Annotated in this window: 28 protein-coding genes; 16 read left to right on the top strand and 12 right to left on the bottom strand. The window is 35.2% G+C overall.

Annotated features, from left to right (window positions below; genetic code table 11):
• Nucleotide 1 precedes the first annotated feature (1 nt).
• Both MVE07_RS01790 and MVE07_RS01785 read left to right on the top strand, forming a co-directional pair.
• Complete coding sequence (locus MVE07_RS01790) at nucleotides 2-700, top strand: isoprenyl transferase (protein WP_297453186.1); 699 nt, start codon at nucleotides 2-4, stop codon at nucleotides 698-700.
• Nucleotides 700-1467, top strand: coding sequence for a phosphatidate cytidylyltransferase (locus MVE07_RS01785; protein WP_297453184.1), 768 nt, complete (start codon nucleotides 700-702; stop codon nucleotides 1465-1467). The genes MVE07_RS01790 and MVE07_RS01785 overlap by 1 nt, the downstream gene beginning before the upstream one ends.
• Here MVE07_RS01785 and mqnC read toward each other — a convergent pair.
• On the bottom strand, nucleotides 1454-2557 hold the full coding sequence (gene mqnC / locus MVE07_RS01780; RefSeq protein WP_297453182.1) for a cyclic dehypoxanthinyl futalosine synthase: 1104 nt from the start codon (nucleotides 2555-2557) through the stop codon (nucleotides 1454-1456). The genes MVE07_RS01785 and mqnC overlap by 14 nt on opposite strands.
• A gap of 113 nt (nucleotides 2558-2670) precedes the next feature.
• Here mqnC and MVE07_RS01775 point away from each other — a divergent pair, with 113 nt between their 5' ends.
• Nucleotides 2671-2970 (top strand): hypothetical protein, encoded by a 300-nt coding sequence (locus MVE07_RS01775; protein ID WP_297453180.1) that lies wholly within the window; start codon nucleotides 2671-2673, stop codon nucleotides 2968-2970.
• On the opposite strand, the gene MVE07_RS01770 is transcribed toward MVE07_RS01775, so the two are convergent.
• A complete protein-coding gene (locus MVE07_RS01770; RefSeq protein WP_297453178.1) occupies nucleotides 2957-4633 on the bottom strand; it encodes a ComEC/Rec2 family competence protein in 1677 nt (558 codons plus the stop codon). The two genes, MVE07_RS01775 and MVE07_RS01770, sit on opposite strands and share 14 nt — an antisense overlap.
• A gap of 35 nt (nucleotides 4634-4668) precedes the next feature.
• The gene (locus MVE07_RS01765; protein ID WP_297453176.1) at nucleotides 4669-5760 is read right to left on the bottom strand and encodes an OmpA family protein; all 1092 of its coding nucleotides are present in this window, start codon (nucleotides 5758-5760) and stop codon (nucleotides 4669-4671) included.
• A 172-nt stretch (nucleotides 5761-5932) separates the two neighbouring features.
• Here MVE07_RS01765 and MVE07_RS01760 point away from each other — a divergent pair, with 172 nt between their 5' ends.
• From MVE07_RS01760 to queA, 3 genes are read left to right on the top strand one after another with little or no spacing between them, the layout of a single operon-like run.
• Nucleotides 5933-6166, top strand: coding sequence for a hypothetical protein (locus tag MVE07_RS01760; protein WP_297453174.1), 234 nt, complete (start codon nucleotides 5933-5935; stop codon nucleotides 6164-6166).
• Between the two features lie 45 nt (nucleotides 6167-6211).
• Nucleotides 6212-6436, top strand: a complete 225-nt coding sequence (locus MVE07_RS01755; protein ID WP_297453172.1) for a DUF2905 domain-containing protein — start codon at nucleotides 6212-6214, stop codon at nucleotides 6434-6436.
• A complete protein-coding gene (queA, locus tag MVE07_RS01750) occupies nucleotides 6436-7446 on the top strand; it encodes a tRNA preQ1(34) S-adenosylmethionine ribosyltransferase-isomerase QueA (protein WP_297453199.1) in 1011 nt (336 codons plus the stop codon). The genes MVE07_RS01755 and queA overlap by 1 nt, the downstream gene beginning before the upstream one ends.
• Here the strand turns inward: queA and MVE07_RS01745 are convergent, their stop codons facing one another.
• Genes MVE07_RS01745 through MVE07_RS01710 form a run of 8 tightly spaced genes read right to left on the bottom strand, consistent with a single transcriptional unit; the run spans nucleotide 7447 to nucleotide 14760 of the window.
• Entirely contained in the window at nucleotides 7447-7797 is a 351-nt protein-coding gene (locus MVE07_RS01745; RefSeq protein WP_297453170.1) for a DUF6394 family protein, read from the bottom strand.
• Complete coding sequence (locus MVE07_RS01740) at nucleotides 7790-8962, bottom strand: potassium channel protein (RefSeq protein ID WP_297453168.1); 1173 nt, start codon at nucleotides 8960-8962, stop codon at nucleotides 7790-7792. The genes MVE07_RS01745 and MVE07_RS01740 overlap by 8 nt, the downstream gene beginning before the upstream one ends.
• Nucleotides 8963-8964: 2 nt before the next feature.
• Nucleotides 8965-9591 (bottom strand): riboflavin synthase, encoded by a 627-nt coding sequence (locus MVE07_RS01735; RefSeq protein WP_297453166.1) that lies wholly within the window; start codon nucleotides 9589-9591, stop codon nucleotides 8965-8967.
• Complete coding sequence (locus MVE07_RS01730; protein WP_297453164.1) at nucleotides 9591-11360, bottom strand: lytic transglycosylase domain-containing protein; 1770 nt, start codon at nucleotides 11358-11360, stop codon at nucleotides 9591-9593. The genes MVE07_RS01735 and MVE07_RS01730 overlap by 1 nt, the downstream gene beginning before the upstream one ends.
• Nucleotides 11357-12946 carry an ATP-binding protein gene (locus tag MVE07_RS01725; protein ID WP_297453162.1) on the bottom strand — a complete coding sequence of 530 codons (1590 nt, stop codon included), beginning with the start codon at nucleotides 12944-12946 and terminating at the stop codon, nucleotides 11357-11359. Before MVE07_RS01725 ends, MVE07_RS01730 begins: the two co-directional genes overlap by 4 nt.
• Before the next feature lie 3 nt (nucleotides 12947-12949).
• Nucleotides 12950-13768: a phosphate/phosphite/phosphonate ABC transporter substrate-binding protein gene (locus MVE07_RS01720; RefSeq protein WP_297453160.1), complete on the bottom strand. Its 819-nt coding sequence runs from the start codon at nucleotides 13766-13768 to the stop codon at nucleotides 12950-12952.
• A complete protein-coding gene (locus tag MVE07_RS01715; RefSeq protein WP_297453158.1) occupies nucleotides 13765-14277 on the bottom strand; it encodes a DsrE family protein in 513 nt (170 codons plus the stop codon). The genes MVE07_RS01720 and MVE07_RS01715 overlap by 4 nt, the downstream gene beginning before the upstream one ends.
• Nucleotides 14278-14289: 12 nt before the next feature.
• Nucleotides 14290-14760, bottom strand: a complete 471-nt coding sequence (locus MVE07_RS01710; RefSeq protein ID WP_297453156.1) for a DsrE family protein — start codon at nucleotides 14758-14760, stop codon at nucleotides 14290-14292.
• 102 nt (nucleotides 14761-14862) lie between these two features.
• On the opposite strand from MVE07_RS01710, the gene MVE07_RS01705 reads away from it, so the two are divergent.
• From MVE07_RS01705 to MVE07_RS01660, 10 genes are all read left to right on the top strand, one after another.
• Nucleotides 14863-16197, top strand: coding sequence for a sigma-54 dependent transcriptional regulator (locus MVE07_RS01705; protein ID WP_297453154.1), 1335 nt, complete (start codon nucleotides 14863-14865; stop codon nucleotides 16195-16197).
• 169 nt (nucleotides 16198-16366) lie between these two features.
• Nucleotides 16367-16885: a sulfur oxidation c-type cytochrome SoxX gene (gene soxX, locus MVE07_RS01700; RefSeq protein WP_008289454.1), complete on the top strand. Its 519-nt coding sequence runs from the start codon at nucleotides 16367-16369 to the stop codon at nucleotides 16883-16885.
• Between the two features lie 3 nt (nucleotides 16886-16888).
• Nucleotides 16889-17326: a thioredoxin fold domain-containing protein gene (locus MVE07_RS01695; protein WP_008289453.1), complete on the top strand. Its 438-nt coding sequence runs from the start codon at nucleotides 16889-16891 to the stop codon at nucleotides 17324-17326.
• A gap of 12 nt (nucleotides 17327-17338) precedes the next feature.
• Entirely contained in the window at nucleotides 17339-17797 is a 459-nt protein-coding gene (gene soxY, locus MVE07_RS01690; protein WP_297453149.1) for a thiosulfate oxidation carrier protein SoxY, read from the top strand.
• A 22-nt stretch (nucleotides 17798-17819) separates the two neighbouring features.
• Nucleotides 17820-18149 (top strand): thiosulfate oxidation carrier complex protein SoxZ, encoded by a 330-nt coding sequence (soxZ, locus tag MVE07_RS01685; protein WP_029522981.1) that lies wholly within the window; start codon nucleotides 17820-17822, stop codon nucleotides 18147-18149.
• Nucleotides 18150-18160: 11 nt separating this feature from the next.
• Nucleotides 18161-18961 (top strand): sulfur oxidation c-type cytochrome SoxA, encoded by an 801-nt coding sequence (soxA, locus tag MVE07_RS01680; protein WP_297453146.1) that lies wholly within the window; start codon nucleotides 18161-18163, stop codon nucleotides 18959-18961.
• Between the two features lie 10 nt (nucleotides 18962-18971).
• Nucleotides 18972-20711, top strand: a complete 1740-nt coding sequence (gene soxB, locus MVE07_RS01675; protein WP_297453144.1) for a thiosulfohydrolase SoxB — start codon at nucleotides 18972-18974, stop codon at nucleotides 20709-20711.
• The gene (locus MVE07_RS01670; RefSeq protein WP_297453142.1) at nucleotides 20708-21331 is read left to right on the top strand and encodes a DUF302 domain-containing protein; all 624 of its coding nucleotides are present in this window, start codon (nucleotides 20708-20710) and stop codon (nucleotides 21329-21331) included. Before soxB ends, MVE07_RS01670 begins: the two co-directional genes overlap by 4 nt.
• 17 nt (nucleotides 21332-21348) lie before the next feature.
• Complete coding sequence (locus tag MVE07_RS01665; RefSeq protein WP_297453140.1) at nucleotides 21349-22593, top strand: porin; 1245 nt, start codon at nucleotides 21349-21351, stop codon at nucleotides 22591-22593.
• Nucleotides 22594-22612: 19 nt separating this feature from the next.
• Nucleotides 22613-23131 carry a hypothetical protein gene (locus tag MVE07_RS01660; protein ID WP_297453138.1) on the top strand — a complete coding sequence of 173 codons (519 nt, stop codon included), beginning with the start codon at nucleotides 22613-22615 and terminating at the stop codon, nucleotides 23129-23131.
• 8 nt (nucleotides 23132-23139) lie between these two features.
• Here the strand turns inward: MVE07_RS01660 and MVE07_RS01655 are convergent, their stop codons facing one another.
• Nucleotides 23140-24633 carry a UDP-N-acetylmuramoyl-L-alanyl-D-glutamate--2,6-diaminopimelate ligase gene (locus MVE07_RS01655; protein WP_297453136.1) on the bottom strand — a complete coding sequence of 498 codons (1494 nt, stop codon included), beginning with the start codon at nucleotides 24631-24633 and terminating at the stop codon, nucleotides 23140-23142.
• Nucleotides 24634-24660: the final 27 nt, after the last annotated feature.

Raw genomic sequence — 24660 nt, 5'->3', positions numbered from 1 at the left:
AATGGAAAACTTGTATAAAATCCCTGAGCATGTTGCCATTATAATGGATGGAAATGGAAGATGGGCGAGACGAAGGGGATTACCACGGGTTTTTGGGCACAGGGAGGGTGCCAAAAGGGTTGAAGAAGTTATAGATTTTGCCAGAGATGTTGGAATAAAATGGCTGACAGTCTTTGCATTTTCAACAGAGAACTGGGGCAGGCCTAAAGAAGAAGTTGAGGCGATAATGTCTTTGCTTGTTGAGTATATAAATAAAAAAGTTCCGGAGCTTATAAAAAGGGATATCAGACTGCGTTTTATGGGAAGAATTGATGAGCTTCCGGAGATGATTAAAAAATCTGTTGAGGAAGGGGAAGAAGCTACAAAAGAATGTGGTTCAATGAATTTTGTTGTTGCCCTTAATTACAGTGGAAAGGCAGAAATAATTGATGCGGTGAATAAGGCTATAAAAAGTGGAAAACAGAATATAACAGAGGAAGATTTTAAACAGTTTTTATATATACCTGAAATGCCGGAACCGGATTTATTAATAAGAACAAGCGGTGAAGAAAGAATATCCAATTTTATGCTCTGGCAGACTGCATATACAGAGTTTTACTTTACGGAAACACTCTGGCCTGATTTTAATAGGGAAGAATTTTTAAAGGCACTTTATGAATATCAAAGTAGAGAGAGAAGGTTTGGAAAGGTTCTGACTTAATGGGTGATTTAGCTGTAAGAACCATATCCGGTATTATTCTGGCTGCAATTGCAATTGCAGCCGTTTTATATTTGCCTGTCTGGGCTTTTAAAATAGCTATTGCTGTGATTGCTTCAATTGGCACATGGGAAGTTTTTCACCTTTTATCAAAGAAATATTCTGAATTAAACCCTGTTGAAGCCGCTGTTATCGGATTTTTATCTTCAATTGCTTTACTTTTTGTTTCTGCTTATTTATCTCTGTTTATCATTTTTCTTTATGGATTTTACGTGGCAAATAAATTTTATAAACTGGAAACTCTTGGTGCTTCAATAACAGGCCTTATATATGCTGTTTTTTTTATCTCTGCTATAGCAATACTCCATCAAGAGAACAGATATCTGATATTCGTTTTGTTTGCGACTGTATGGGCTGGAGATACGATGGCTTATTTTGTGGGAAAAGCTATAGGAAAACATAAACTTGCCCCAAGACTTTCTCCTAAAAAGACATGGGAAGGTGCTATAGGTAGTTTTATAGGTTCAGTTGTTGCCGGTGGGCTGGTTGCTTATTTTTTTGGTTTGATAAGCTTTATTATTCCTGTTATTCTGGCAGCTATTTTTATGCAGATAGGAGATTTATTTGAAAGTTTTATAAAAAGACAGGTGGGAGAAAAAGATTCATCCCACCTTATCCCCGGACATGGCGGGATTTTAGACAGAATAGACGCTCTTATATTTGCTTCTGTTGTCTTTGTTTCTTATATAGAAATTGTTAGAAATATTTAACAATGTTGTAATATGTATCCCTCTGGGCAGGTTTGAAACCGGCCTTTTTTATGATATCCGCCATTTTTTCAGGTCTCGGTGCTGCAACTTTCCATCCGGTAGAAGCCACCACATTCTCCTCAATCATTGTGCTACCTAAATCATTTGCGCCAAAGTGTAGTCCTACAGGTCCTATTTTCATTGTTTGAGTTACGTGTGATGATTGGATATTCTCAAAATTATCCAGATATATCCTTGAAACTGCCAAAACCTTTAGATAATAAACTGTTGTGGCAGTATCTATATGGTCAAGTTGTGTTCCTCCTTTCTGGAATGTCCATGGGATAAATGCTGTAAAATAACCTTTGTTATTTTTTAAAGATTCATCCTGTAATTCCCTTATGTAGCTTAAATGCTCAATTATATGTTCCGGTTTTTCTATATGCCCAAACATCATTGTTGCTGTGGTTTTCATCCCAAGTTCATGGGCTTCTCTATGAACCTGAAGCCATTGTTTTGCAGATACTTTACCGTATGATATCTGCTGTCTTATTTCATCTGAAAGTATTTCTGCACCACCTCCTGGAAGGCTATCAAGGCCGGCTTCATGTAAGATTTTTAACACTTCTTTAGTGGTCATTTTTTCCAGCTTTGATATGTATAAAATCTCAGCTGCAGATAAGGAATGAACCTGTATTTGCGGGAATTTTTCTTTAATTCTACTGAACATTTCCACATAGAAATCCAGTTTTAAGTCTGGATTAAGTCCTCCTTGCATCAGTAGAGTTGTCCCGCCCCAGTCCACAAGCTCCTGTATCTTTGCAAAAATCTCATCTAAGTCCAGAAGATAAGCATCAGGGGCATTCCTTTTTGTCTGGAATGCGCAGAATTTACATCCTGCAACACATACATTTGTGTAATTTACATTTCTATCAACAACAAATGTAACAACATCATCAGGATGTTTTTCTTTCCGAACATAGTTTGCCAGTTTACCAAGTGTCAAAAGGTCAGCCTCTTTTAAAAGAAAAAGAGCTTCTTCATTAGAAATCCTTTCTTTATTTAGAACTTTTTCAAAAATTTCATCTATCCGATAAGATATTGTAGCCATCTTTAACCTCGCTTTTGGTTTGAGGATGTTTAATAATTATATAATTTAATTTTTGTAAAACAATTTTTTATATTAGAATTATAAAATTATAAAAAGGGAGGTTCCTATAGTTAATGGATCCACTTGATATTTATGGGGATAAAAAGCACTTAAAAAAAGCTTTCAGCGGTTTTGTGGAAGAAAAGAAAAAAGACTTCAAAGAGTATGTAAAAAAGATACTTCCTCCACCTGCAAATAAAATGGTGGATACACCTGAAGGTAGTTACACACTAATAGCAATAGCAATAATGATATTTATTTTATTTCTTAGATTTGCAGGAATGACACTTAGATTTTTCTCTAAGTTGATATTCTTCCTTGCTCTAATAGCGGCAATATATTTTGGATATTTATACTTTACTAATTATCATTAGGCTGGACTTTTACCGAATAATTCTCATTTTTCAGCTTTATTAATTTGCCATTTATTTCTACTATATTCTTAATCACTTTTATATCTGTTGTAGTTTCAGCAAATTTTAAAAATCTACGGGAATATACTTTTTTACAGCCATTTTTATTGGCAACAGAAAGAATAGCATCGGATTTTTTACTTACAAAACATTCACCATAAGGGGAAATAACTATCCAGTCAGGCCTTTTTAGTTTTTTGAAAACAAAAATTCTGTAAGAATTATCCCTGACGTAGCTTAAATCCACAAATATTAAAAATGAAAAAATAAGCAGTATAGCCTTTATTAAAGCAGGTATTTTCAAAAATCTAATTCCTGTTGCAAGTAAGAGAAAAATAATCACCATTAAAAGCGATGGAGCAAAGCCATTTTGAGAAAGTCCCAGCCCTGCAAAGAAATCATTAGTTTTTAAGAATAAATACCCAATTAAATCCATTATTTTTACAAGGAGAGCAATGCTAAAAAAAGTAAAAAGGTTTATGATTGAGAAAAACAAATAGGGAAATAAGATTAGTATAAGCACAGGTGTTGCCAGAATTGTTGCAATAGAAAATTTACCAAAATGATACATAACCACAGGAGCAGTGAAAATTGTAGCAATAATGGAAAGCATAATAGACTGATAAATCCAGGTGATATATCTGTTTTTAAAATTTTTTAGTATCAATTCTAGATAGAGAATAATTCCCAAAACAGCAATAAAAGAAAGCTGAAAACCCGGCTGGTATATAGCTTTCGGAGAGAATATCAAAACAACAAAACCAACAAAAAAGAGAATATTAATAGGTTCTACTTTCAGATACTTTATTTTGGACACTAAATAAAGCACACCCATTATTGATGCTCTGATTACCGGAATATGAAGACCTGTGAAGAATGGATATACTGAGAGCAGCCCAATTCCTATACCGTAAGACAATCTCCGGTTAAATGAAAATAAGAAAAGTATCAAGGATAGGATAATTCCGATATGCATTCCTGAAATTGCAAGTAGATGTGATGTTCCTGCATTAATAAATCTGTTTTTCTCTTTGTAACTTAGATATCCTTTTTCTCCAAATATAAGTGCAAGTCCGAGATTATAAGTCCTGCTATTCAAAGAAGACAAGCTATATCTGTTTATTAGAAAGTTTTTTAGTTTTGCAAAAAGATAAAAGTTGTTATTTCTAACTTGAATAAAATTTTTATAGGCCATAGCTTTGATTTCTTTATTTTCAATCAAAACTTTACCAAAAAAGCTTACCTGTGAAAAAAGGAATATCTGTCTGTTTTCCTCTTTTAGATAAACAGTAATCTTTTGGTTTTTCAAAAAATTTTTATCGCTGTTAAACACATAACAGGGAAAAACCGTAAATCTCTCAGAAAAATAAGGTATAGAAGAAACCTTACACTGAATAAAGGCCGGATTTATGTAAGTATCCTGTATTTTTGGAGATTTGTTTAAAGCAATTCCCAGCAAGAATATAGAAACGAAAATAATGACTTTAGAAATTCGTAAATCTATAAAAAATGAGATAAGTAGTAAAGATAGAGGGATATAAACCGGAATGCTAAATGAATATAAGGTGGACAGGAGAATGCCTGAAATCAGAGAGAAAAAGGCATAGATAAAAAAGTAATACATAAGAGAAAAAGGGGACTGACCGTCCCCTAAAAAGCTTATTTTATTATTTTAACTACAACCCTTCTGTTCTTAGCCCTTCCTTCTGGTGTATTATTTGGAGCTATTGGCATAGCTTCCCCGTATCCTTTTGCAATTATTCTGTCAGGGGAAATACCGTATTTCTTAACGAGGATTTCCTTAACTGCTTCTGCTCTTTTTTGAGAAAGTCTGAGGTTATATTTAGCTGAGCCTGTGCTGTCTGTATGTCCTTGAATTTCAATTTTTACATCTGGATGTTCTTTAAGATATTTTGCAACTTTTTCTATCTCAGGATAATAAACAGGTTTTACCACAGCCTTATCTGTATCAAAGTGTATTTCAAGTCTTACTTCCATCATACAACCGTTTGCATCTACTTTGGCACCGGCAGGAGTGTTTGGACATTTGTCCATGTAATCAGCAACACCGTCATGATCGCTGTCCAGTGGACATCCTGTAGCATCAACTTTAACACCGGCTGGTGTATTTGGACATTTGTCCTGTGTATCTGCAACTCCATCTCCATCGCTATCTAATGGACAACCATTTGCGTCAACTTTTACTCCTGCTGGAGTGTCAGGACATTTGTCCTTATAATCAGCAACTCCATCATGGTCACTGTCTAAAGCACATCCGTTTGCATCAACCTTAACACCTGCCGGTGTATTTGGACATTTGTCTTTGTCGTCTGTTACACCATCCTTATCGCTATCCACAGGGCAGCCTTTTTCATCTACCTTAACGCCTGCAGGTGTTCCCGGACATTTGTCAAGTGCATCTGGAACCCCATCTTTATCACTATCAGGTGCACATCCGTTTGTATCAACTTTCAGACCTTTTGGTGTGTGTGGACATTTATCTCTGTAATCTGGAACACCATCTTTATCACTATCTTTTGGACAACCGTATTCATTTACCGGAGCACCTTTTGGTGTTCCAGGACAAAGGTCTCCATAATCATCAACACCATCGCCGTCTAAATCACCATCACAACAATTCATCAGTGCGACTTTTTGATAATGGGAAATGTCCTGAGCATCGGCACTATTTCCAAGGAAGAATAAACTTCCCCCCAGTAAAACAGCACCTAATAATTTTCTTTTTTTCATCTTGACTTACCCCCAATTGATAATTTATTTATTACTAATTTTTTATTAACAACTTTGAGCAATAATTTTAAAACTAAAATCAGAAAATAACAATGACAACATTATTTTGTTGATATATTTAACAATTTTTAGTTATAAAATAAGCTTATAAAGAAGTTTTAAGGGGTGGACAATGAAGAAGATATTAGCTGGGATTTTACTGATAGCTTTACCAGTAGTGGCCGAAGAAAAAACAGTAAAACTAAGCTCTATAAAAGACAAAAAAATGATTAAATGTCTTGCAAATTATGTCCAAACCCATAAAACCCATATAAAAATGGTTATAAAAAATGGAAAGGAAGAGTTATATATCCCTGAAAGCTATGTGAAATATTGTGAAAAAACTTTGTTGAAACAGAAAAAATAAAGTATATTTTTTAATTCGCTAAGAAACTAACTTAAAGAAGGAAAAATGGAAGGTATAGGAAAAACACTTGTTATCATAGGGCTTTTTATAGTGGTTTTAGGGCTAATCATTATGTTTTTTGAAAAACTACCCTTTGGACTCGGGAAACTACCGGGGGATATTTATATAAAAAGGGATAATTTTGTGTTTTACTTCCCGATTACCACATCAATTCTAATAAGTATTGTTTTATCCTTAATATTCATACTACTATCAAAAATATCGCGATGATAAAACTATCAGATTACGATTACTATCTTCCAGAAGAGCTTATAGCAAAGTATCCTGTAGAGCCAAGAGATAGCTGCAGACTTATGGTTCTGGACAGGAAAACCCAGAAAATAGAACATCGGATATTCAGGGATATTGTAGATTATCTGGAAGAGGGAGATTTACTGGTCTTAAATGATACAAAGGTTATACCTGCAAGATTGATAGGCAGAAAAACCACAGGTGCCAAAATAGAAATCCTTCTCCTTAGACCTTACACAGACAATGAATGGGAAGTTTTAATCAAAAATATAAAAAGATTAAAGCCCGGACAGGAAGTAATAATTGGAGAGGATTTTAAAGCTGTTCTACTGGAAAAATATCAGGAAGGAAAAGCCAGAGTAAAACTAATCGGGGATAATATAAAAAAGCTTATAAACAAATACGGCCATATCCCTCTGCCTCCTTATATAGAAAGGGAAGACGAGGAAAGAGATAAAGAAACCTATCAGACTGTTTTTGCCAGAAAGGAAGGGGCTGTAGCATCTCCGACGGCTGGACTACATTTTACACAGGAGCTCTTAAAGAAACTTGAAAAAAAAGGAATTAAAAAAGCTTTTTGCACTCTCCATGTGGGGCTGGGAACATTCAGACCTATACAAACAGAAGATATAACAAAACATAAAATGCATGAGGAGTTTTACCAAATACCTGAGGAAACTCTACAAGCAATTAGGGAAACAAAAGAAAAAGGCAAAAGGGTTATAGCTGTTGGAACAACAGTTGTTAGAACTCTGGAAACTTATGCACAAACAGGAAAAAAGGAGGGGTTCAGCGATATATTCATATACCCTCCATATCAATTCAAAATGGTAGATGCTCTAATAACTAACTTTCATCTTCCTAAATCTACATTGATACTTCTTGTATCTGCCTTTGCAGGTAAAGAATTTATTTTTAAAGCTTATAATGAAGCAATCCAGCAAAAATATCGTTTTTTTTCTTATGGAGATGCGATGTTAATACTGTAATTACTCTTCTTCTTCTCGTTTGTATTCAAATATCACTTCTATAATTAGCATTATTATTGAAATTACGTTAGCAACAGCTGCCCCAATCGCGAGACCGATAGCAAGTGGAACGTGTGTTCCTGTAAAATAAAGAATAGTTGCAGGTATCAAGTGTAAATCTGCAACAAACGCAGTTGCCAGTAGTTCTGCTGCAAGTATTTTCTTAGCTCCAAATTTTAAAACAGTAGCAAGTAAGTTAACACCTATTGCAATAACAAGTTGATAAGGGTCATGACTGAATATAAAACCAACATTACTGGTAAGAGCAAGAAATATAAAAAAGTCTGACCATACCTTTCCCCAATTAATCATTTGCCTTTACCTCTTCTTTTTCATTTTCTTCCTGTGTATGTTCTTCAAAGAAAACTTCAGCCCTTTTGAGAGCTTTAGGGTGTCCTAAAACGATTAGGGTATCTCCTTCTTTTATCTGTGTATCTCCTGAAGGGGCTATTTTCATCTTTCCATCTTCCCTGATAATTGCTACAATCGTTGCCCCTGTTTCCTGTCTCATATGGATATCCTTGAGTTTTTTGCCTATCAGGTCAGAATTTGGTTCAACCCTTATTTCCATGATGTCAATATCTGTTCTCTCTCCATAAGCAATCTTTTCAAGGAAACCTGAAAGCACAGGAGATGGTGGATGTAGAACAAAAGAAGTTATTCTTCTTCCAACAGCAACGTCCGGCACAATAACTTCATTGGCACCAAGTAATTTCATCTTCTCAGCTGCACCCTCGGTTGTAGCAGTAGAGAATACATAGAAGTTATCCTTATCAGGTCTGATTAGCCTTGCAGTAACTATTACGGATATATCCTGTGTGTTTTCCTCAAATGCTGTGATTAATCCTTTGGCTTTTTCTATCCCTACACCAAGGAGAACCGACCTTTTATGAGGTTCATCAATCACATAAAACTCTGTTCCGAACTCAATTATTTCCTTTTCTTTGGCAGGGTCAGGTTCAATTAGGACATATTTGATTTTTCTTCTTTTAAGGTTTTTCATAACCTCCTTTGTAATTCCATTAAAATGGCAGATTATATAGTGGTCTTTTAATTTTTCCATCCTTTTATACATCCTCCAGTATCTAAAGATTTCATCAATATTATTTGTCAAAAACACATTAACAGTCATTACAAGGCCATACATATAAACAAGAGGCAGAGTGATAATAATAAAAATACTTGTGAAAAATCTATTTATCATAAGATGCTGAGGGTCAACATCGTATCCTTCTGTATATCCGACGGTGGAAAATGTGATTATTGTATGGAAAAAGTAATTAAGAACACTTTCTCCATCGCTTTTGTTGTTTAAAATCATAAGCATTAAAACGCCTAAGGTTGTAAAGAAAATAACAGTCATTAAAGGATATCTTAGCTGGAAGAGAATGTTATAAAACTTTTCCTCATATATTGCTCTGTAGTTTTTAGGTTTTACGTTTCCGTATGGTTTTTGTTTTTTCTTTTTTTTTGCCATTTTTAAAAATTCTCAAGTAGTTTTTCAAGGTTATTTTCTGTAGTTTTACCAAGTATTCTGTTTACATATTTGCCGAGTATATCAAACTCTATATTAACCTTATCCCCTATTTTTTTATACTGGAGATTTGTGTTTTGTATTGTATGGGGGATTATATTAATAGAAAAACTATTGTCCTGAATATAATTAATGGTTAGACTAATACCATCTATTGCAATTGAACCCTTTTCCACAATAAGATTTGAATATTTAGAAGGAAATGTAAACACAAATTCCGTATGCTCCCCTTTAGGAATAATACTTTTGATTTCTCCTACAGTATCTACATGACCCTGAACAATATGACCTCCCAGCCTGTCAGAAGGCCTTAACGCCCTTTCCAGATTAACATAATCTCCTTTTTTTAGATATTTAAATGTTGACCTGTCAAGGGTTTCCTGCGATACATCAAATTTAAAATAATCATTCCCAAGTTCTGTTATGGTTAGGCACACACCATTTATAGCTATGCTATCTCCGATCTGGGAATCTTCAAGAACTTTTCGGGCTGAAACTTTAATCTCTATTCCGTTTGTTTTAGGTTTTATTTCCTGTATCTTTCCTATTTCTTCAATTAGTCCGGTAAACATTATTTTTTCCTATAAAGCGTATTATAGGCTTGGAAATGCCTATAAACATATTTTACATAATACCTTGTTTCTCTGTAAGGTAAAAGCTCAATAAATTCTTCTATATTTCTAATTTTATATCTTTTAAGTGTCCTTCTTACAGTCCCTTCACCTCCGTTGTAAGCAGCAGCGACATAGAATAAATTATCCTTAAAAATATTTTTTAAGTAGTTTATATACCATACACCATAATCAATATTTTTCTGGGGAATAAATAACTGAACAACATCAAAATTTTTATCTTTTTTCTGTTTTGCTATCCATTTTGCAGTTGAGGGGATTATCTGCATAAGCCCAACAGCATTAGCAAAGGAAATTACATAAGGATCAAAGAAGCTTTCTTGTCTCATTATGGCATAGACAAAATTATCTTTTGTATATTGTGTAAATGGTTTTGGGTATGAGTAACGAACAAGGTATTTTTTATCTGCTAATTTTCTAGCTGCCAGCTCTGGAAATACATTGACTATAGATTCTACTCCATGCTTTTTCATAAAATATCTGGCTTCTATATAGGCAGCTTTGTAATCTATAGGTTTTAGCTTTGCAATCATATCAAGGTTTTTGTTCTGGTAGAACTTCAGGAACATAGGTTTTCCTTCAAATAACGGTAGTCCTAATTTTTCTCTGGCTCGGATAACATAGAAATCTAACAGTTTTATCCCTGCAGCTTTCCTTAAATATTTGTATGCTTTAGCCCTATTTGTATCTTTGTAAGACAAATACAGCCAGTAGTAGATTTTAGGTTTTTCTGAAAAATATCTTGTATTTTTTTCAAGTATTTTTGCTGCTTTGTATTTTTTGCCGTGTATGTAGTAGTAAAGGAACAAAAACCATAGTCTATTTGAGTAATATCCGCTTTTTCGGGGGATAAATTGTGCATAGTAAAAGAAATCCTTGTAGTTTTGGCGGTAAAAACTCTTTTTCATCAGATAGTTTGCTGCTTTTTGGACTAACTTTTTGTCATTGTATTTTAGCAGCTCTTTAAAATATCTTTTTTTCTCTGACATTTTTCTCTGAAAAAATATGTATGAATAGATTGCAGAAGCTCTGTATTTACCTTCAAGTAAAGAAATAAAATATTCGGCCTGAGTATATTTCCTATTTTTCATATATAAAACGGCGCTATAAAGATATTTTTTTTGACCATCTTTAATATATGGAAGCAGATATATTGCCTTTGTGAACATTCTTTTTGCTGCAAGTCTGTCTAAAACATTAAATTTTTCATTTTCAGATAAAGAATTTATATTTTCAAAAACCACCGGATAGCCGTAAAACCTGTCATAAGGAAAATAAAGAGATATATCTTTTGCGTCTTCTATAGGGTCTACTTTTAAAGCCTTATCAATCCGGTATTTCAGGTAGTAGTAAAACGGAATATCATCCTTAAAAAGTGCATCCTTGTCTATTTTTGACCAGTATTCAAAGGCAAGCTGAGGGTTTTTATACCTGTTTATAGAAGCAAGATATAAATAAAAATAGCTATAAACAGCAGTGTTTTTAAATTTTTCCATTTGGGGTAGTAAATCAGCATAATTTTCCCCTGTATAAACTTTGGTTTTAAGCAGGTAATAGAGAGCATAGGGATATAAAGGGTCTGTATATTTTACCTGTGAAAAACATTGCTGGGCTTTTAGGAATTCTTCATTTTTGAATAACTTCAGGCATTGTTCAAAGGCAAAAGAAATATTAAATAGTAAAATAAACGCTAAAATTATCTTTTTCATTTTATCCTTAAATCTATAGTAAATATTGTGCCTTTTCCTTCTTCTGAATCCATGCTTATTGTTCCATTATGGCTGAAAACAATTTTATAAACCATAGGCAGTCCCAGTCCCGTTCCTTTTTGTTTTGTGGTGAAGAAGGGCTTAAATATTTTTTCCCTATTTTCCCGGGAAATTCCCTCTCCATTATCCTCAATAATTATTCTTGCTATATCCCTGTCCCTTAGTTTTATATATTCGGTTTTTATTTTTATAAATTTATCACCTTTTTTGTTTTTCAGGGCATCTATACTGTTTAATATCAGATTAAAAAGCATCTGCTTAATAAGATTTTTATCAAACTCAAATTCCGGCATATTTGGGTCTGTTTCTATAATGAGCTGAATTCCTTCATCATCCATATCCGGTTTTAGAAGCATAGCTGAATTTTTAATCTCTTGGTTTATGTTTCCAGGCTGGAATTGTGGCTCTATCAGTTTTGAAAAGTTCAGGAATGATACTGTCATTTTGTTAAGTCTGTTAACTTCGTCCTTTATGACCCCTGAAAACTCTTTAACCAGTTCATTGTCTATATTGTTTCTCAGGTAATTTGCCGCATTTCCTATAGCATACAGGGCATTTTTTACTTCATGGGCTATTTTTGCACTCATTTCTCCCATAGTTGCCATACAATTGAGAGTTTCCCGTTCTCTATGGGCTTCATCTAATTTTCTAAGATAATCCTTTAAAGATGCGACCATCATATAAAATGAGTAGTTTAACTGCTGTATCTCGTCCCCTGAAAGCTGTTTAAATTTTTCACAGGTTGAACATTCTTTGAGAGCGATATCCCCTAAATCAAGAAGTATCTCACTGCCTTTTTCTGAAACAAGCCAGCATTCTCCGGAAAGGGATTTTACACAGTTCTTATCTTTTGTATATATAACAGGTTTAAGGTCAAGTTTTGAACTGTCTATATAGGATGTTGTAATTCCGGATATTTTATTTTTCAGGTCTATAAGGGGCTTAACCATATGTCCTGATATTAGAAAAACACCTAAAAATGAGGCACCGATAACCATGGCAGCAATTACAAAGGTTTGAACAAGTATCTTAAAAATTTCCCTGTCTATAGTTGCTTTGAGTATATTCAGGTCGTATTTTGTTAGCACATAGCCTATAGTATCTGAATCTACTTTGACCGGATAGTAAAATGAAACTATATTTTCTTTCTTTTTAATCTGGGGCTTGCCTTTAATATTTTTCAGGAGCTCCTTTTTTATAGTTCCAAGATTTGACAGGTCTGTATCTCCTATAACCCTTCCTTCTGCGTCCAGCACTCTGACAAAAAATACAGAGGGTAGATTGTCAATTTTCCGGGTCATTTCATCAATTCTGTCAAGATTTTTCAGGACGAAGCTATCTTTATAGCTTTCTATTATGTTTTTGATATTTTCAACAATGCTCTGATTTTTTTCTTTGAGTAGTTTTTGCTCAAAGCTAAAGGCTGTGAAAAAAATTGCCCCTAAAAGAACAAGTAGTATATAAAATGATGTGGCAAGGGCTACTTTCCATCTTATAGATAGTTTTTTAATAAAATTTAGTCTCATACTTTACTTCAGTAATGGGTATTGAGATAGTATATCATTATAATCCTTAACTATACTGAACATTTCAGGACTTGGTCTTTCAAATCCGTCAATACCTATTTTTCCAAGTAGATTTTTTTCTTTCAAAGAAAAGAGAGCATTTTTTATCTGTTTTTGTTCTTTTTCAGGTAAAGCTTTGTTGATTACTACAATATATCTTGGGACAGAGGGGGATTTGGCAATTATTTTTATGCCCCTTCCTAAAAATTTATAAGCACTTTCTTCCTTGACTCCTGCTGCATCTGCCAGACCTGAGATGACGGCAAGTATTGCTGCCCTATCGCTTCCAGAACTCCACATATCAGATATATCTGTGTATTTAATGCCATTTTTGCTTAGAACATAGAGGGGCATTATACAGTTACTGGCACATATACTACTGCCAAGGGTTATCTTTTTACCTTTTAAATCTTTTATGGAGGATATATCTCCATTTTTCCTTGCAACAATTACCCCTGCTTCCATAATATCCCCTTTAATCTTAACTACTGCAGCTGCATCAACTTTATGTTTTTCAAGTATTTTGTAGTAAACAACAGGGCATACTATAGAAACATCTACAAAATGCTCATCGTAATATCTCAATAGATTCTCATAATTGCCAAATATTTTAAGCTCAACTTTTTTATTCAGTTTTTCCTCAAGGTAAGCAGACAAATTTTTGAATTTTTTATATTCCTGAACAGGACTTCCTGAAGAAAGAACGGCCAGAAGCAGCCGTTCAGAAGCTAAGGAGGAAAAAAACAAGGAAAAAAACAAAAGGAAAGCGGCAGCAGGTCTCATTTTTGCTTACCATATTTCTTTTTTATAGGTTCAAAATCATGAACTACAGCCGGAACAAGACGATATCCTTCTTCCTGCAGTGCTGCCAGTTTTGCAACCCCAGCAGGTGTGAGTATCACATAAGAGGGAAAATCTTCCTTATCAAAACCGAAAGCCCTTGCAGCGTTATAGCAGATGTAGAACTTTACACCATAAGAGTCATGAAAGTTTTTAATCCTCTCAACTATTTTTTTGAAATATTTTTCATTCTGTTTAGCAAAAACAGGAACTTCTGCACCGTGACTAACAACAACTATCTCGACCTCTTCCAATGGTGCATACTGGTTATATGCTTTTATATGGTTGCTGATAAAATTTAAGGCCTTATCTACATCTTCAGGTCTGGATAGATTCCAGTCGTAAACCACTTTCAAAGAAGGATATGTGCTGTCAGATATTTCCAGCTTTGCACCTTTTTCTGCTGCAAAAACCATAAAAACAAAGACCATAAAAGCAATTAACACTCTCATTTTAAATCCTCCTTACTGGAAAACCATGTATGCATATCCTTTGTTTTGCCAGTTAACAAGCCCAACAAGTGCTGAATAAACAGGTTTCACAAATGGATAGATATTATCCTCAGATATTCCCCTTGCCTTCATTCCTGCCTTACACATCTCAAATCTCACTCCATAAAATTTCACCAGATTTTCTAATCTTTCCTTTAACTCCTTCTGTTTTTTCTTAAGTTGAACTTCATCCTTATAAGGTGATTTGTCTAAATTTTTTATGAAAAATTTATACCCATCTCCATGTACCACTACTACGACTTTTAACTCCTTAAGGTTGTCCCTATAATACTGGATATTGTTTGCAAGACCGTTTATCAGATAGTTTTCAAATATATGTAAATCCCCTGAACGAAAGTCTATTACTATCTTTGCCACATCCTGCTCTTCTCCTTTAGAAAAAGAAATAATCAGCAGAAAAACCAATAAAACTAATTTTTTCATGGCAACCTCCTGTAAATTGAATTATGTTTAATATAAAAAATATATTTACATATTGTAGTGTCAATTTTTATAATTATTATAAAAATTAATAAGGAGCAGACCATGGGTTACAGAGTTTTATTAATTGATGATGAGCAAAGCATTCTTAAAGTAATTAAAAAGTTCCTTGAAGACCAGAATTTTCAGGTAACAACTGCCGAGAACAAAAAGGAAGCTTTAAAACATATTGCAGCCGGTAGATTTGATATTATCTTGAGTGATTACAGATTACCAGATGGAACAGGAATGGAGATTCTTCAGTATTTTAGGGAAAAGGACAAGGAAACTCCCTTTGTTATGATAACCGCCTATGGCTCAATAGATGGTGCCGTTGAGGCAATGAGAAAACGAGCATCCCATTATATATCAAAGCCTATAGATGCAGAAAATCTCTTGAAGATTATTCATTTTCTTATAGAAAAAACCGAGAAAAATGGTTTTGAAAATATAGAAGAGTTTGCAGGGATAATAGGAAAATCCCCGCTTATGAAAGAACTTTTTAAAGAGATAGATATTGTAAGTAAAAGCGAATCAACAGTGCTAATAGAAGGAGAAAGCGGAACAGGAAAGGAACTTGTGGCAAAAGCAATACATAAATTATCCTCCAGAAAGGACAAACCATTTGTTGCCCTGAACTGTTCTGCAATTCCGGTGGAACTTTTTGAAAATGAACTATTTGGCCATGAAAAAGGAGCTTATACCGGTGCAACAGGTAATGCAAAAGGTAAAATAGAACTGGCTGCAGATGGAACATTATTTTTAGATGAAGTTGGAGAGTTAGACCCAATCTCACAGGCTAAGCTTTTGAGGGTTTTGCAGGAAAAAGAATTTTACAGACTTGGAGGAACAAATACTGTTCCTGTAAGATGTAGAGTTATTGCAGCTACTAACAGAGACCTTGAAAAGATGGTCTCAGAAGGGAGATTTAGAGAGGATTTATTTTACAGAATAAATGTAGTTCATCTAAAAGTTCCTCCCCTCAGAGAAAGAAAAGAGGACATTCCATTACTGGCAAAACATTTTCTAAAAAAATACAGTCAGATAAACAGGAAAAATATTGTTGATATTGATAAAGATGCAATGGAAGTTCTTATGAATTATGAATGGAAAGGTAATGTCAGGGAGCTTGAAAATGCCATAGAAAGAGCAGTTGTTATGTGTCAGTATGATGTAATTACAACTGAGCATCTTCCTCCAAGGATAACTAAAAATAAAACAACCTCAACTTCGGCACCGGAAATATCCGGAGAACTAAATCTCCTTGAACTTGAAAAAAGGGTAATACTAAAAGTCCTTGAAGAAACAAACTGGAATCAGACAAAAGCAGCTCAAAAACTGGGGATATCAAGAAAACAACTTAGAACAAAGATGAAAAATTTCGGTCTGCTCCAAGCCTGATTGTCCCATTTGGGACAGTCCCTTTTTTATAAATTGTTCCGTTTGGGACAGAAATCTATCAGCCTGTCCTTTACATCTGAAAAATTCCTTAAACATCAATTACTTACCGGTTTAATCAATTTTGGCACATCTGTTGCTATTTAAAAGAAGAAAAAAGGAGGTTGTGCAGATGAAGTATCTATACCTGCTTTTATCAGGTATCCTGACAATATCTGTTTTTTCAACAGATTCCAAAGCTGGACAGATTCAGTTTGAGCATCCTGATGCAAAAGAAATCATGCTAAAAGATATTCCCCCGGGACCCAGACATTATGCAGTTCCGTCTAACTGTAAACTGGACAATCCTAAGTTCATTAAAAAGATGGCACCTATCGGTAAAAAGTTGTTTAACAACAAAAAAGCTGCAAACTGTGTTGCATGTCACTGTGCACCCGGTTCTGTAGGTTGTGGAAATATAGGACCAAACCTTGCCCATTACAAAAACACACTTATGAAGGCACCTTATCTTGGAGGACAGAAAAAGACAATCTCATGGCTTTATCAGAGAATAGCAGACTACAGAGTTCAAATTCCGCCTGAATATAAAAAGGAACCTTATTACAACATAATGACAGTTAATCTTACAACCGGAAAGCTTACATACGATGATGTATGTGCACTTGCTGCATTTATCCTCTCTCTGGAGTAAAAGATGAGAAAAGTGGTTCTTCTGTTTTTTTTAATGGCAGGGATTTCTTACGCAGATATAAAGTGGTTATCTCTGGAAGATGGATTTTCCAGAGCCCAAAAGGAGAAAAAGATAATTCTAATCTATATTTACTCCCCAAAATGCCATTACTGCAAAAAAATGGAAGCAACCACGTTTAAATCCTCTGAAGTGCAGGAAATAGTGAATAGATATTTTATTCCTGTGAAAGTCCGTAAGTGTAGTGAAGATGGGGCATTTGTAAAGGAAGAATACGGATATCTGGGAACTCCAACATTCCATTTTGTTAAACCTGACGGCACAAAAATAAAGAGTCTTTTTGGAGCATGGAGTAAAGAAGAGTTTCTAAAAATACTCAGATATTTCTACTCCGGAGCATACAAACAAAAATCCATGAATGAATTTTTTACAGAAGAAAAATAAAGGAGGTCAAAGATGAAAAGGAGAGATTTTCTTAAAGTGGCTGCTGCCACCGGAGCAGTTATACTGGTAAGTCCTTCGGTGATGGTGGATAGTTTTCAGGCTAAAGCTGAGCTGAGGAAAAGAAGTTTTGAGGAAGCCCTAAAAGAAATTACAAAAGGTAAAACACCTGTAGAATCCAAAGAAGTAAAGCTCATAGCACCATCAATTGCAGAGAACGGTGCAGTAGTTCCAATTAAAGTTGAGGTAGCAAAACCAATAGAAGATGTAAAAGCAATTCATATTTTCGCAGACAAAAACCATGACCCGTGGTCATGTAGTATCCATTTCACACCACAAAATGGGAAACCTTATTTTGCAACAAGGATAAGACTGGCCAAAACGATGAATGTTTATGCTGTTGCTGAGCTTAAAGATGGCTCATTTATCATGGCTAAAAAGCCAATCAAAGTAACAATCGGTGGATGTGGATAAAAAATAAAAGGAGGAAATAAAAATGGGTAGAACAGCATTAATCAAAGTAAAACCAAGAAGATATAAAAAAGGAGACATAATCAGAATAGATTCTGTGATTATGCATCCTATGCATACAGGTCTGGTAAAGGACAAAAAAACAGGGAAAATCATCCCCGCCCACTATATAAACAAGGTGGAAGTTTATTACGGAAATGACCTTGTCACAACAATTGATGTTAATGCCTCTGTAAGTGCAAACCCATACTTTTCCTTTTATCTGAAAGCAGATAAAGCAGCTCCATTAAAAATGGTATGGAAAGACAACAAAGGAGAAGTTACAGAGAAAACAATCCAGATTAAACCACAATAGGAGGTTTAAAAATGAAACTCAAATATATTGGTATGCTTGGCTTATGTATAGGCCTTACCTCTGGTGTTATAGCAGAGGAGGCTGGTCAGGCAATATCTGAGGAAGACTGGAAACTATATCAGGAAGGTATTAACCCGGGAGAAGTTTTTGCAGAGGAAGTTGGAGGAAGTCTATTTGAAAAGCCAATGGGGCCTAAAAAAATATCCTGTGCATCCTGCCACACAAAAAATGGTTCAGTGGAAGACAGGGTAGCTACGGCAGCAGCTTATTATCCTAAATATGACAAGGATGCCGGCATGATAATCAATCTGGAACAGAGAATACAGATATGCCAGAGCAAATATATGGATATGAAACCTTTCTCTCTAAAAAGTAAAGAAAATACAGCCCTTACAACATATCTCTACTATCTGGCACAGGGAACAAAAATCAATGTTGATACAAAATCTCCTATAGCAAAGGAATATCTGAAATACGGCAGATACATATTTACTTTGAAAAGAGGTGTAAGAAATCTTTCCTGTCAGGTATGCCATGAATTTGCAGCAGGAAAAGTTCTTAGAATGCAACACTTAAAACCCCTTGGATTTGAATATAACGGAATAAAGGGAACAACAGCAGCAGACCACTGGCCTGCTTTCAGAATGACTAAAAACAAAGTTCAGACACTTCAACAAAGATTTCAGGGATGTCAGAAACAGGGTGGTCAGAAAAAGTTACCCCTCGGTTCAAAAGAAATGGTTGCCCTTGAACTATACGTAAAATCACTTTCAAACGGAGCAGAACTTAAAACTCCTGGGCTAAGGAGATAGGGAGGCTAAGATGAATTTAACAAGAAGAGATTTCCTTGAACTTGCTGCAATAGCCGGTTTATCACTGGCAAGTGGTAATGCCCTTGCCCAGCTGAGCAAACTTTCACCTGAAAAATTAATGGAATTTAAACCTGTAGGTAATGTAACACTGCTGCATATATGCGACATGCATGCCCATCTTAAGCCATTATACTGGAGAGAACCATCAACCCTTTTATCCCATCCATCCCTTGTAGGAAATCCCGGATTTTTATGCGGTGAGGCTTATCTGAAATACTACGGTATAAAGCCGGGAACACTACGAGCCTATTTTGATACCTATATTGATTTTCCTGAACTTGCCCATAAATACGGAAAAATGGGTGGTGTTGCCTATATGGCAACACTGGTAAAACAGATAATTGCAGAAAGAGGGAAAGATAAAGTTCTGTTTATGGATTCAGGAGATACATGGCAGGGCACAGCTGTTGCACTTTTTACAAAGGCAAAGGCAATAGTAGATGTCCAGAATGCCCTTGGAATAGATGTTATGGTAGGGCACTGGGAGTTTACATACGGTAAAGAAAGGGTTCAGGAACTTGTTGAAAACCACCTTAAAGCTGATTTTATAGCCCAGAATATTTCTGACCAGATGTGGGAAGAATTAGTATTTTCTCCTTATGTAATAAAAGAGGTTGGCGGTGTAAAAATAGGAATTATCGGGAATGCTTTTCCATACACACCAATTGCAAATCCTAAACAGTTTACAGAAGGCTGGACTTTCGGTATTCAGCCAGAAAGACTCCAGCAGTTTGTAGATGAGCTTAGAAACCAGAAAAAAGTTGACCTTGTTGTTTTACTTTCCCATGATGGTTTCGCATTAGACCAGGCATTAGCAAAAATGGTAAAAGGAATAGACATAATATTCAGTGGCCATACCCATGACCCATCTCCAAAACCAATTTTTGTAAACAACACGATGATTGTTATTGCTGGGTCACACGGTAAATATTTAGGCAGATTAGACCTTGATGTAAAAAACGGCAAGATTAGGAAGTGGAATTACAAACTGATACCTATAGCTTCTAACTTTATAAAACCTGACCCTGATATGCAAAAACTCGTTGAGTCTATATACAAGCCTTATGAGAAAAAACTTTCACAAAAACTGGCAAAAACAGAACAAATCCTATACAAGAGAGACACATTCTACTCAACATTTGACAGGGTGATTAGCGAAGCAATCAAAGAAGAAACAGATGCGGAGATAGTGTTTACTCCAGGATATCGCTGGGGAACAACAATCTTACCGGGAGAAGATATAACAGTTGATAATGTTTACGAAATGACAGCCATTACATATCCGGATGTTTACACATTTGAGATGACTGGTGAAAAACTGAAAATGATTTTGGAAGATGTTGCAGACAACGTATTTAACAAAAATCCCCTTTATCAGCAAGGTGGAGATATGAGCAGGCTATTAGGGGTTGAGTATGAGATTAAATTGGGAGCACCTGCAGGTAAAAGACTCAGGAATATTAAGGTAAACGGTAAAGATTTAGACCCAAAAAGGTCTTATGTAATATCAGCATGGGGCGGAAATCTTTACAAAGCAGGAACTAAGGTAAGACCAGGGCACAGACCTGTTTATGATATTGTAATTGACTATTTAAAAAGGCATAAAACAGTTAACCCACCACTCCAGTCAAACGTTAAAGTGCTGGATGTGAAATGTGGATGTCCCCAAAAAGGAGGTATATGCACTTGATTAAAAAAGTATTCTCTATGGTTTTGCTAATAGGACTACTGTTGAACCTTACAGGCTGTGTGACAGCTATGGAATGGTCTACCAGAGATGAGGATGATGATGAATATATACCACCTAAAAAAGTGGTTGCGACAAAAGAAAAACCTCAGAAAACATCTAAAAACAAAAACCATAGGGGATACAACCCTGCTCCTGTTGACGAAGAAGAGGGGGAAATTCCAGATATATATGAATCCACAGTTAATATGAATATGGAAGAGGCAGACCTCCTTATAAAATCTGCCCTTGAAGAAGCAAATTTCAAAATTATTAAAGTTTCCCATGTGACAAAAGGTATGGAAGAGCAGGGAAGAAAGGATTTTTGGAAGGATATGAATATATATCTGATATGCAAATTATCAGATGGTTATTTTGTTCTCAGGCATAATCCCCAGCTTGTAGGATTTTGTCCATACAGGCTTTACACATACAGAAATAAAGATGGCCTTCTGGTTATAGGAATGGTAAAACCATCAATAGCCATCAGATATATGGGAAATCCTGACCTTAAGGCAATACAAATCCTTAAAAAACATGATTTGCAGCTAAAAAAAATCATAGATGAAATTACTTCTAAATAATAAGGAGGTTTAGAGAGATGAAAAAAGTTGGTTTAACAGTGGCATCATTAACAGCAGCGGCATTAATAACAGGGACAGCAAATGCCGGTCCTAAGTTCTACTTTGGAGAAGGTAAAGACCTGGAGATTTTCCTTATGGGACAGATATGGGGCATTTACGGAACAAATGTTGATGTACCCGGTGCAACAGGACTAAAAGAAAACAAAGGAGATATATACATCAGAAGAGGTAGATTTGGATTTAAAGGACATCTTATGAAAAATCTGTCCTGGAAGATATGGTTTGCACATGACAACCTTGGTAGAGATGACTTAAATCCTGTTGATATTGCAAGGGGTGCTGTTAAAACAGGAGGTTTAAACTACTCAAAATTTGAGGTATGGGATGCTTATTTCACATGGTCTTATGACAAAACATGGGCAAATTTCTCTCTGGGATACTTCAGACCACAGATAGGAAAAGAAAGTATCACATCAGGTTTTGCTGTTATTTCTTTTGAAAAAGGACTTCCAAACTTTTATGTGAGAAGGCATATTATTGGAAAACCAGACACTGGAAATTCAGGATTTTCTTCAGGAAACGGAAGAATATTCCTTGTTAACTGGGGTGGTCTCTATAAATCTCATGGATGGAGTCTTAACTGGAACCTTGGTGTAGGTGATGACCAGAATTACACAGACTCTAAAAATTGGTCACCTTTAGTATCTGCCAGAGTTGCTGTTTCAATCGGAGACCCGGAAATGAAAAAATACAAATTAGGCTATAAACAGACATATTTCGGTAGAAGACACGGTATTACCTTGGGCTTAAACTATGCGCATCAGGGAGAAGGTATTGATAGAAAAGTTGGCAGTAGCGGAAAGGAATTTGACAAAAATGAAATGTATGGTGCAGATATACTTGCAAATTACGGTCCTGTAGATTTTGTAGCCGAGTATGATATTCTCAAAAGGGACTGGTCAGACGGCACAGATTATACAGACAAGGTATGGGAAGTGAAAGCAGCCTATAACTTTAAACTGGGCAATGGACAGATAATTCAACCTGCTGTTTCTTACGGTGTATTTGATCCAGATGACAATGGAAATTCTATTTACAAGAAAAAGAAAAATACAAACTGGGATGTCGGTATTAACTGGTATATCCAGAAACAAAGGGCAAAGGTAATTCTTCATTACACTTCAGGAAAAGTTGAAAATTATAGAAGTGGACAGGATGCTAAAGCTTCTTATGTAGGTCTTGGATTCCAGTTCAAAATTTAAAATTTCTGGAGGCTAAAAGATGAAAAAATTTTTTACTATTTTCTTACTTTTGATAAGTTTAAATCTGATAGCTTTAGCAGCAGATAAAAATACAAAAAAATCCCCTCCCCAGAAGGTCAGTTCCGGGGAAGGATTTGTAATCTATAAGGTGGAGATGGATGCAGATGAGGCCATCCAGATTTTGATGGAAAATCTAAAAGCCCACCAGCTAACGGTAGTGGACATAACAGACCCATCTGCCCCATTAAATAATAATGTTAAGATATTCCCGGATTTTGACAAATTAAAAGTTTCCTATATCCAGAATATACTGGTTACAAGTATAACAACCCTTTATAAAATTTTTACCGTTGACCCTAATGCTATGGTTCTGTCCCCCTGGGTAGTATCTGTATACCAGTATGAAGATGATGATTACAGCTACATTGTTAGAACAAAATCCCATCTGCTATTAAAAGGTACATCCCATCCTGAAGTGATAAAAGCTGTAAAAGAATTGGAATCCCGAATAGATGCGGCAATTGCCGACCTGCTGTAAGCCTGAGCTTAGCACTTTTCCTGTGCAGCAGCCTGTGCTGCTGCTTTTTTTAAATATTTTTCGGCCACCTCTTTATCATCAAAATGTAGAACTTTATCTCCGATTATCTGGTATGTTTCATGTCCTTTCCCTGCAATTAGAATAATATCCCCTTTTTCTGCCATATTAATTGCTTTTTTTATAGCCCTTTCCCTGTTAATTTCCACAAAAACATCTTTCTCAGAAATTAATCCTGACCTTATATCTTTGATAATATCCATAGGGTCTTCTGAGCGGGGATTATCTGAGGTTATGATTACTATATCTGATAGCTTTTGTGCCACCTGTCCCATTAATGGCCTTTTTTCCCTGTCCCTGTCTCCACCTGCACCAAAAACTGTGATAATTCTTTTTTCTTTTATTTTGTTTATACTTTTTAAGACATTTTCCAGAGCATCCGGGGTATGGGCATAATCAATAATAACTTTTATCCCATCTTTTTCTATAACCTCAAATCTACCCCTTACAGGTTTTATAATCGGAGCTTTTTCAATCAGAAATTCCAGCGGCACTCCTATTTTTATAAGAGTCAGCAGTGCAGCTGCCATGTTGTAGACATTAAAATCCCCAAGGAGAGATGTTTTTATACCAAATCTTTTTCCCTTATATTCAAAATATATACAGGTCTGGCTATCACATGGTTTATAACTAATTATTCTTAAATTTGCTTGAGTGACTTTGCCATAGGAAACTGCATTTTTAAACTCTTTAATTAGCCTTTTGCCATATTTATCATCTGCATTTATAACAGCAGGTTTTTCAATAGATAACTGTTCAAATAATCTTTTTTTTGCAAGAAAATATTCTTCCAGTGTTTTGTGGTAATCAAGATGGTCATGGGAAAGATTTGTAAAAACTGCAGCATCAAACTCAGTGCCATATACTCTATACTGGTCTAAGGCATGTGAAGATACTTCTGCAACAACAAATTCTGCACCTTCTTTTCTAAATTTGTCTAGCAAACCAAACCACTGAATAGCATCAGGGGTGGTTCTACCTTCTGAGATGATTTTATTTCCAATCTTATAGCCTGTTGTCCCTATAATCCCTGTTTTTTTCCCATAAGCTTCTAAAAACTGGGCTATTACATGGGAAGTTGTTGTTTTACCGTTTGTTCCTGTTATCCCGATGATTTTTAGTTTTTTATCCGGATAATTATAAAATTTCCGTGCAGCTTCAGCCTGAGCTATTCTGGTATTTTCCACCAGAATAATATTTATCTGTGGATACTCGTTTTTAAGGCTTTGTGCAATTCCTTTATCCTGAACAACAACTGTGGTAGCTCCTTTTTTTATAGCATCTGGGATAAATCTGTGCCCATCGGCAGTTGTTCCTTTTATTGCAAAAAATACAGAGCCTTCCTTTACATTCCGGGAATTATTTTCCAGAGATAAAAAAGGCTTATCATTTCCCTTATAAAAAATCTGCTTTTCTTCAAAAATTTCTTCTAGTCTCTTATTCATGGCATAATTATTCTAAAAAATATTTAG

The sequence above is a fragment of the Persephonella sp. genome (assembly GCF_027023985.1).
Classification (GTDB): domain Bacteria; phylum Aquificota; class Aquificia; order Aquificales; family Hydrogenothermaceae; genus Persephonella_A.
Note: the sequence above shows the minus strand (reverse complement) of the source record. Positions and strands in the feature narration are given on the sequence as shown.

Bases quoted from the DNA above. Each gene is read 5' to 3' on its own strand.
- soxZ (WP_029522981.1), top strand. From the start codon at position 17,820: ATGGGTAGAACAGCATTAATCAAAGTAAAACCAAGAAGATATAAAAAA.
- MVE07_RS01725 (WP_297453162.1), bottom strand. From the start codon at position 12,946: ATGAGACTAAATTTTATTAAAAAACTATCTATAAGATGGAAAGTAGCC.
- MVE07_RS01755 (WP_297453172.1), top strand. From the start codon at position 6,212: ATGGAAGGTATAGGAAAAACACTTGTTATCATAGGGCTTTTTATAGTG.
- MVE07_RS01715 (WP_297453158.1), bottom strand. From the start codon at position 14,277: ATGAGAGTGTTAATTGCTTTTATGGTCTTTGTTTTTATGGTTTTTGCA.
- MVE07_RS01745 (WP_297453170.1), bottom strand. From the start codon at position 7,797: ATGATTAATTGGGGAAAGGTATGGTCAGACTTTTTTATATTTCTTGCT.
- MVE07_RS01710 (WP_297453156.1), bottom strand. From the start codon at position 14,760: ATGAAAAAATTAGTTTTATTGGTTTTTCTGCTGATTATTTCTTTTTCT.
- MVE07_RS01775 (WP_297453180.1), top strand. From the start codon at position 2,671: ATGGATCCACTTGATATTTATGGGGATAAAAAGCACTTAAAAAAAGCT.
- MVE07_RS01760 (WP_297453174.1), top strand. From the start codon at position 5,933: ATGAAGAAGATATTAGCTGGGATTTTACTGATAGCTTTACCAGTAGTG.
- soxY (WP_297453149.1), top strand. From the start codon at position 17,339: ATGAAAAGGAGAGATTTTCTTAAAGTGGCTGCTGCCACCGGAGCAGTT.
- MVE07_RS01695 (WP_008289453.1), top strand. From the start codon at position 16,889: ATGAGAAAAGTGGTTCTTCTGTTTTTTTTAATGGCAGGGATTTCTTAC.
- MVE07_RS01740 (WP_297453168.1), bottom strand. From the start codon at position 8,962: ATGGCAAAAAAAAAGAAAAAACAAAAACCATACGGAAACGTAAAACCT.
- MVE07_RS01655 (WP_297453136.1), bottom strand. From the start codon at position 24,633: ATGAATAAGAGACTAGAAGAAATTTTTGAAGAAAAGCAGATTTTTTAT.
- MVE07_RS01720 (WP_297453160.1), bottom strand. From the start codon at position 13,768: ATGAGACCTGCTGCCGCTTTCCTTTTGTTTTTTTCCTTGTTTTTTTCC.
- mqnC (WP_297453182.1), bottom strand. From the start codon at position 2,557: ATGGCTACAATATCTTATCGGATAGATGAAATTTTTGAAAAAGTTCTA.
- MVE07_RS01785 (WP_297453184.1), top strand. From the start codon at position 700: ATGGGTGATTTAGCTGTAAGAACCATATCCGGTATTATTCTGGCTGCA.
- soxB (WP_297453144.1), top strand. From the start codon at position 18,972: ATGAATTTAACAAGAAGAGATTTCCTTGAACTTGCTGCAATAGCCGGT.
- MVE07_RS01765 (WP_297453176.1), bottom strand. From the start codon at position 5,760: ATGAAAAAAAGAAAATTATTAGGTGCTGTTTTACTGGGGGGAAGTTTA.
- MVE07_RS01665 (WP_297453140.1), top strand. From the start codon at position 21,349: ATGAAAAAAGTTGGTTTAACAGTGGCATCATTAACAGCAGCGGCATTA.
- MVE07_RS01790 (WP_297453186.1), top strand. From the start codon at position 2: ATGGAAAACTTGTATAAAATCCCTGAGCATGTTGCCATTATAATGGAT.
- MVE07_RS01730 (WP_297453164.1), bottom strand. From the start codon at position 11,360: ATGAAAAAGATAATTTTAGCGTTTATTTTACTATTTAATATTTCTTTT.
- MVE07_RS01660 (WP_297453138.1), top strand. From the start codon at position 22,613: ATGAAAAAATTTTTTACTATTTTCTTACTTTTGATAAGTTTAAATCTG.
- soxA (WP_297453146.1), top strand. From the start codon at position 18,161: ATGAAACTCAAATATATTGGTATGCTTGGCTTATGTATAGGCCTTACC.
- MVE07_RS01770 (WP_297453178.1), bottom strand. From the start codon at position 4,633: ATGTATTACTTTTTTATCTATGCCTTTTTCTCTCTGATTTCAGGCATT.
- soxX (WP_008289454.1), top strand. From the start codon at position 16,367: ATGAAGTATCTATACCTGCTTTTATCAGGTATCCTGACAATATCTGTT.
- MVE07_RS01705 (WP_297453154.1), top strand. From the start codon at position 14,863: ATGGGTTACAGAGTTTTATTAATTGATGATGAGCAAAGCATTCTTAAA.
- MVE07_RS01735 (WP_297453166.1), bottom strand. From the start codon at position 9,591: ATGTTTACCGGACTAATTGAAGAAATAGGAAAGATACAGGAAATAAAA.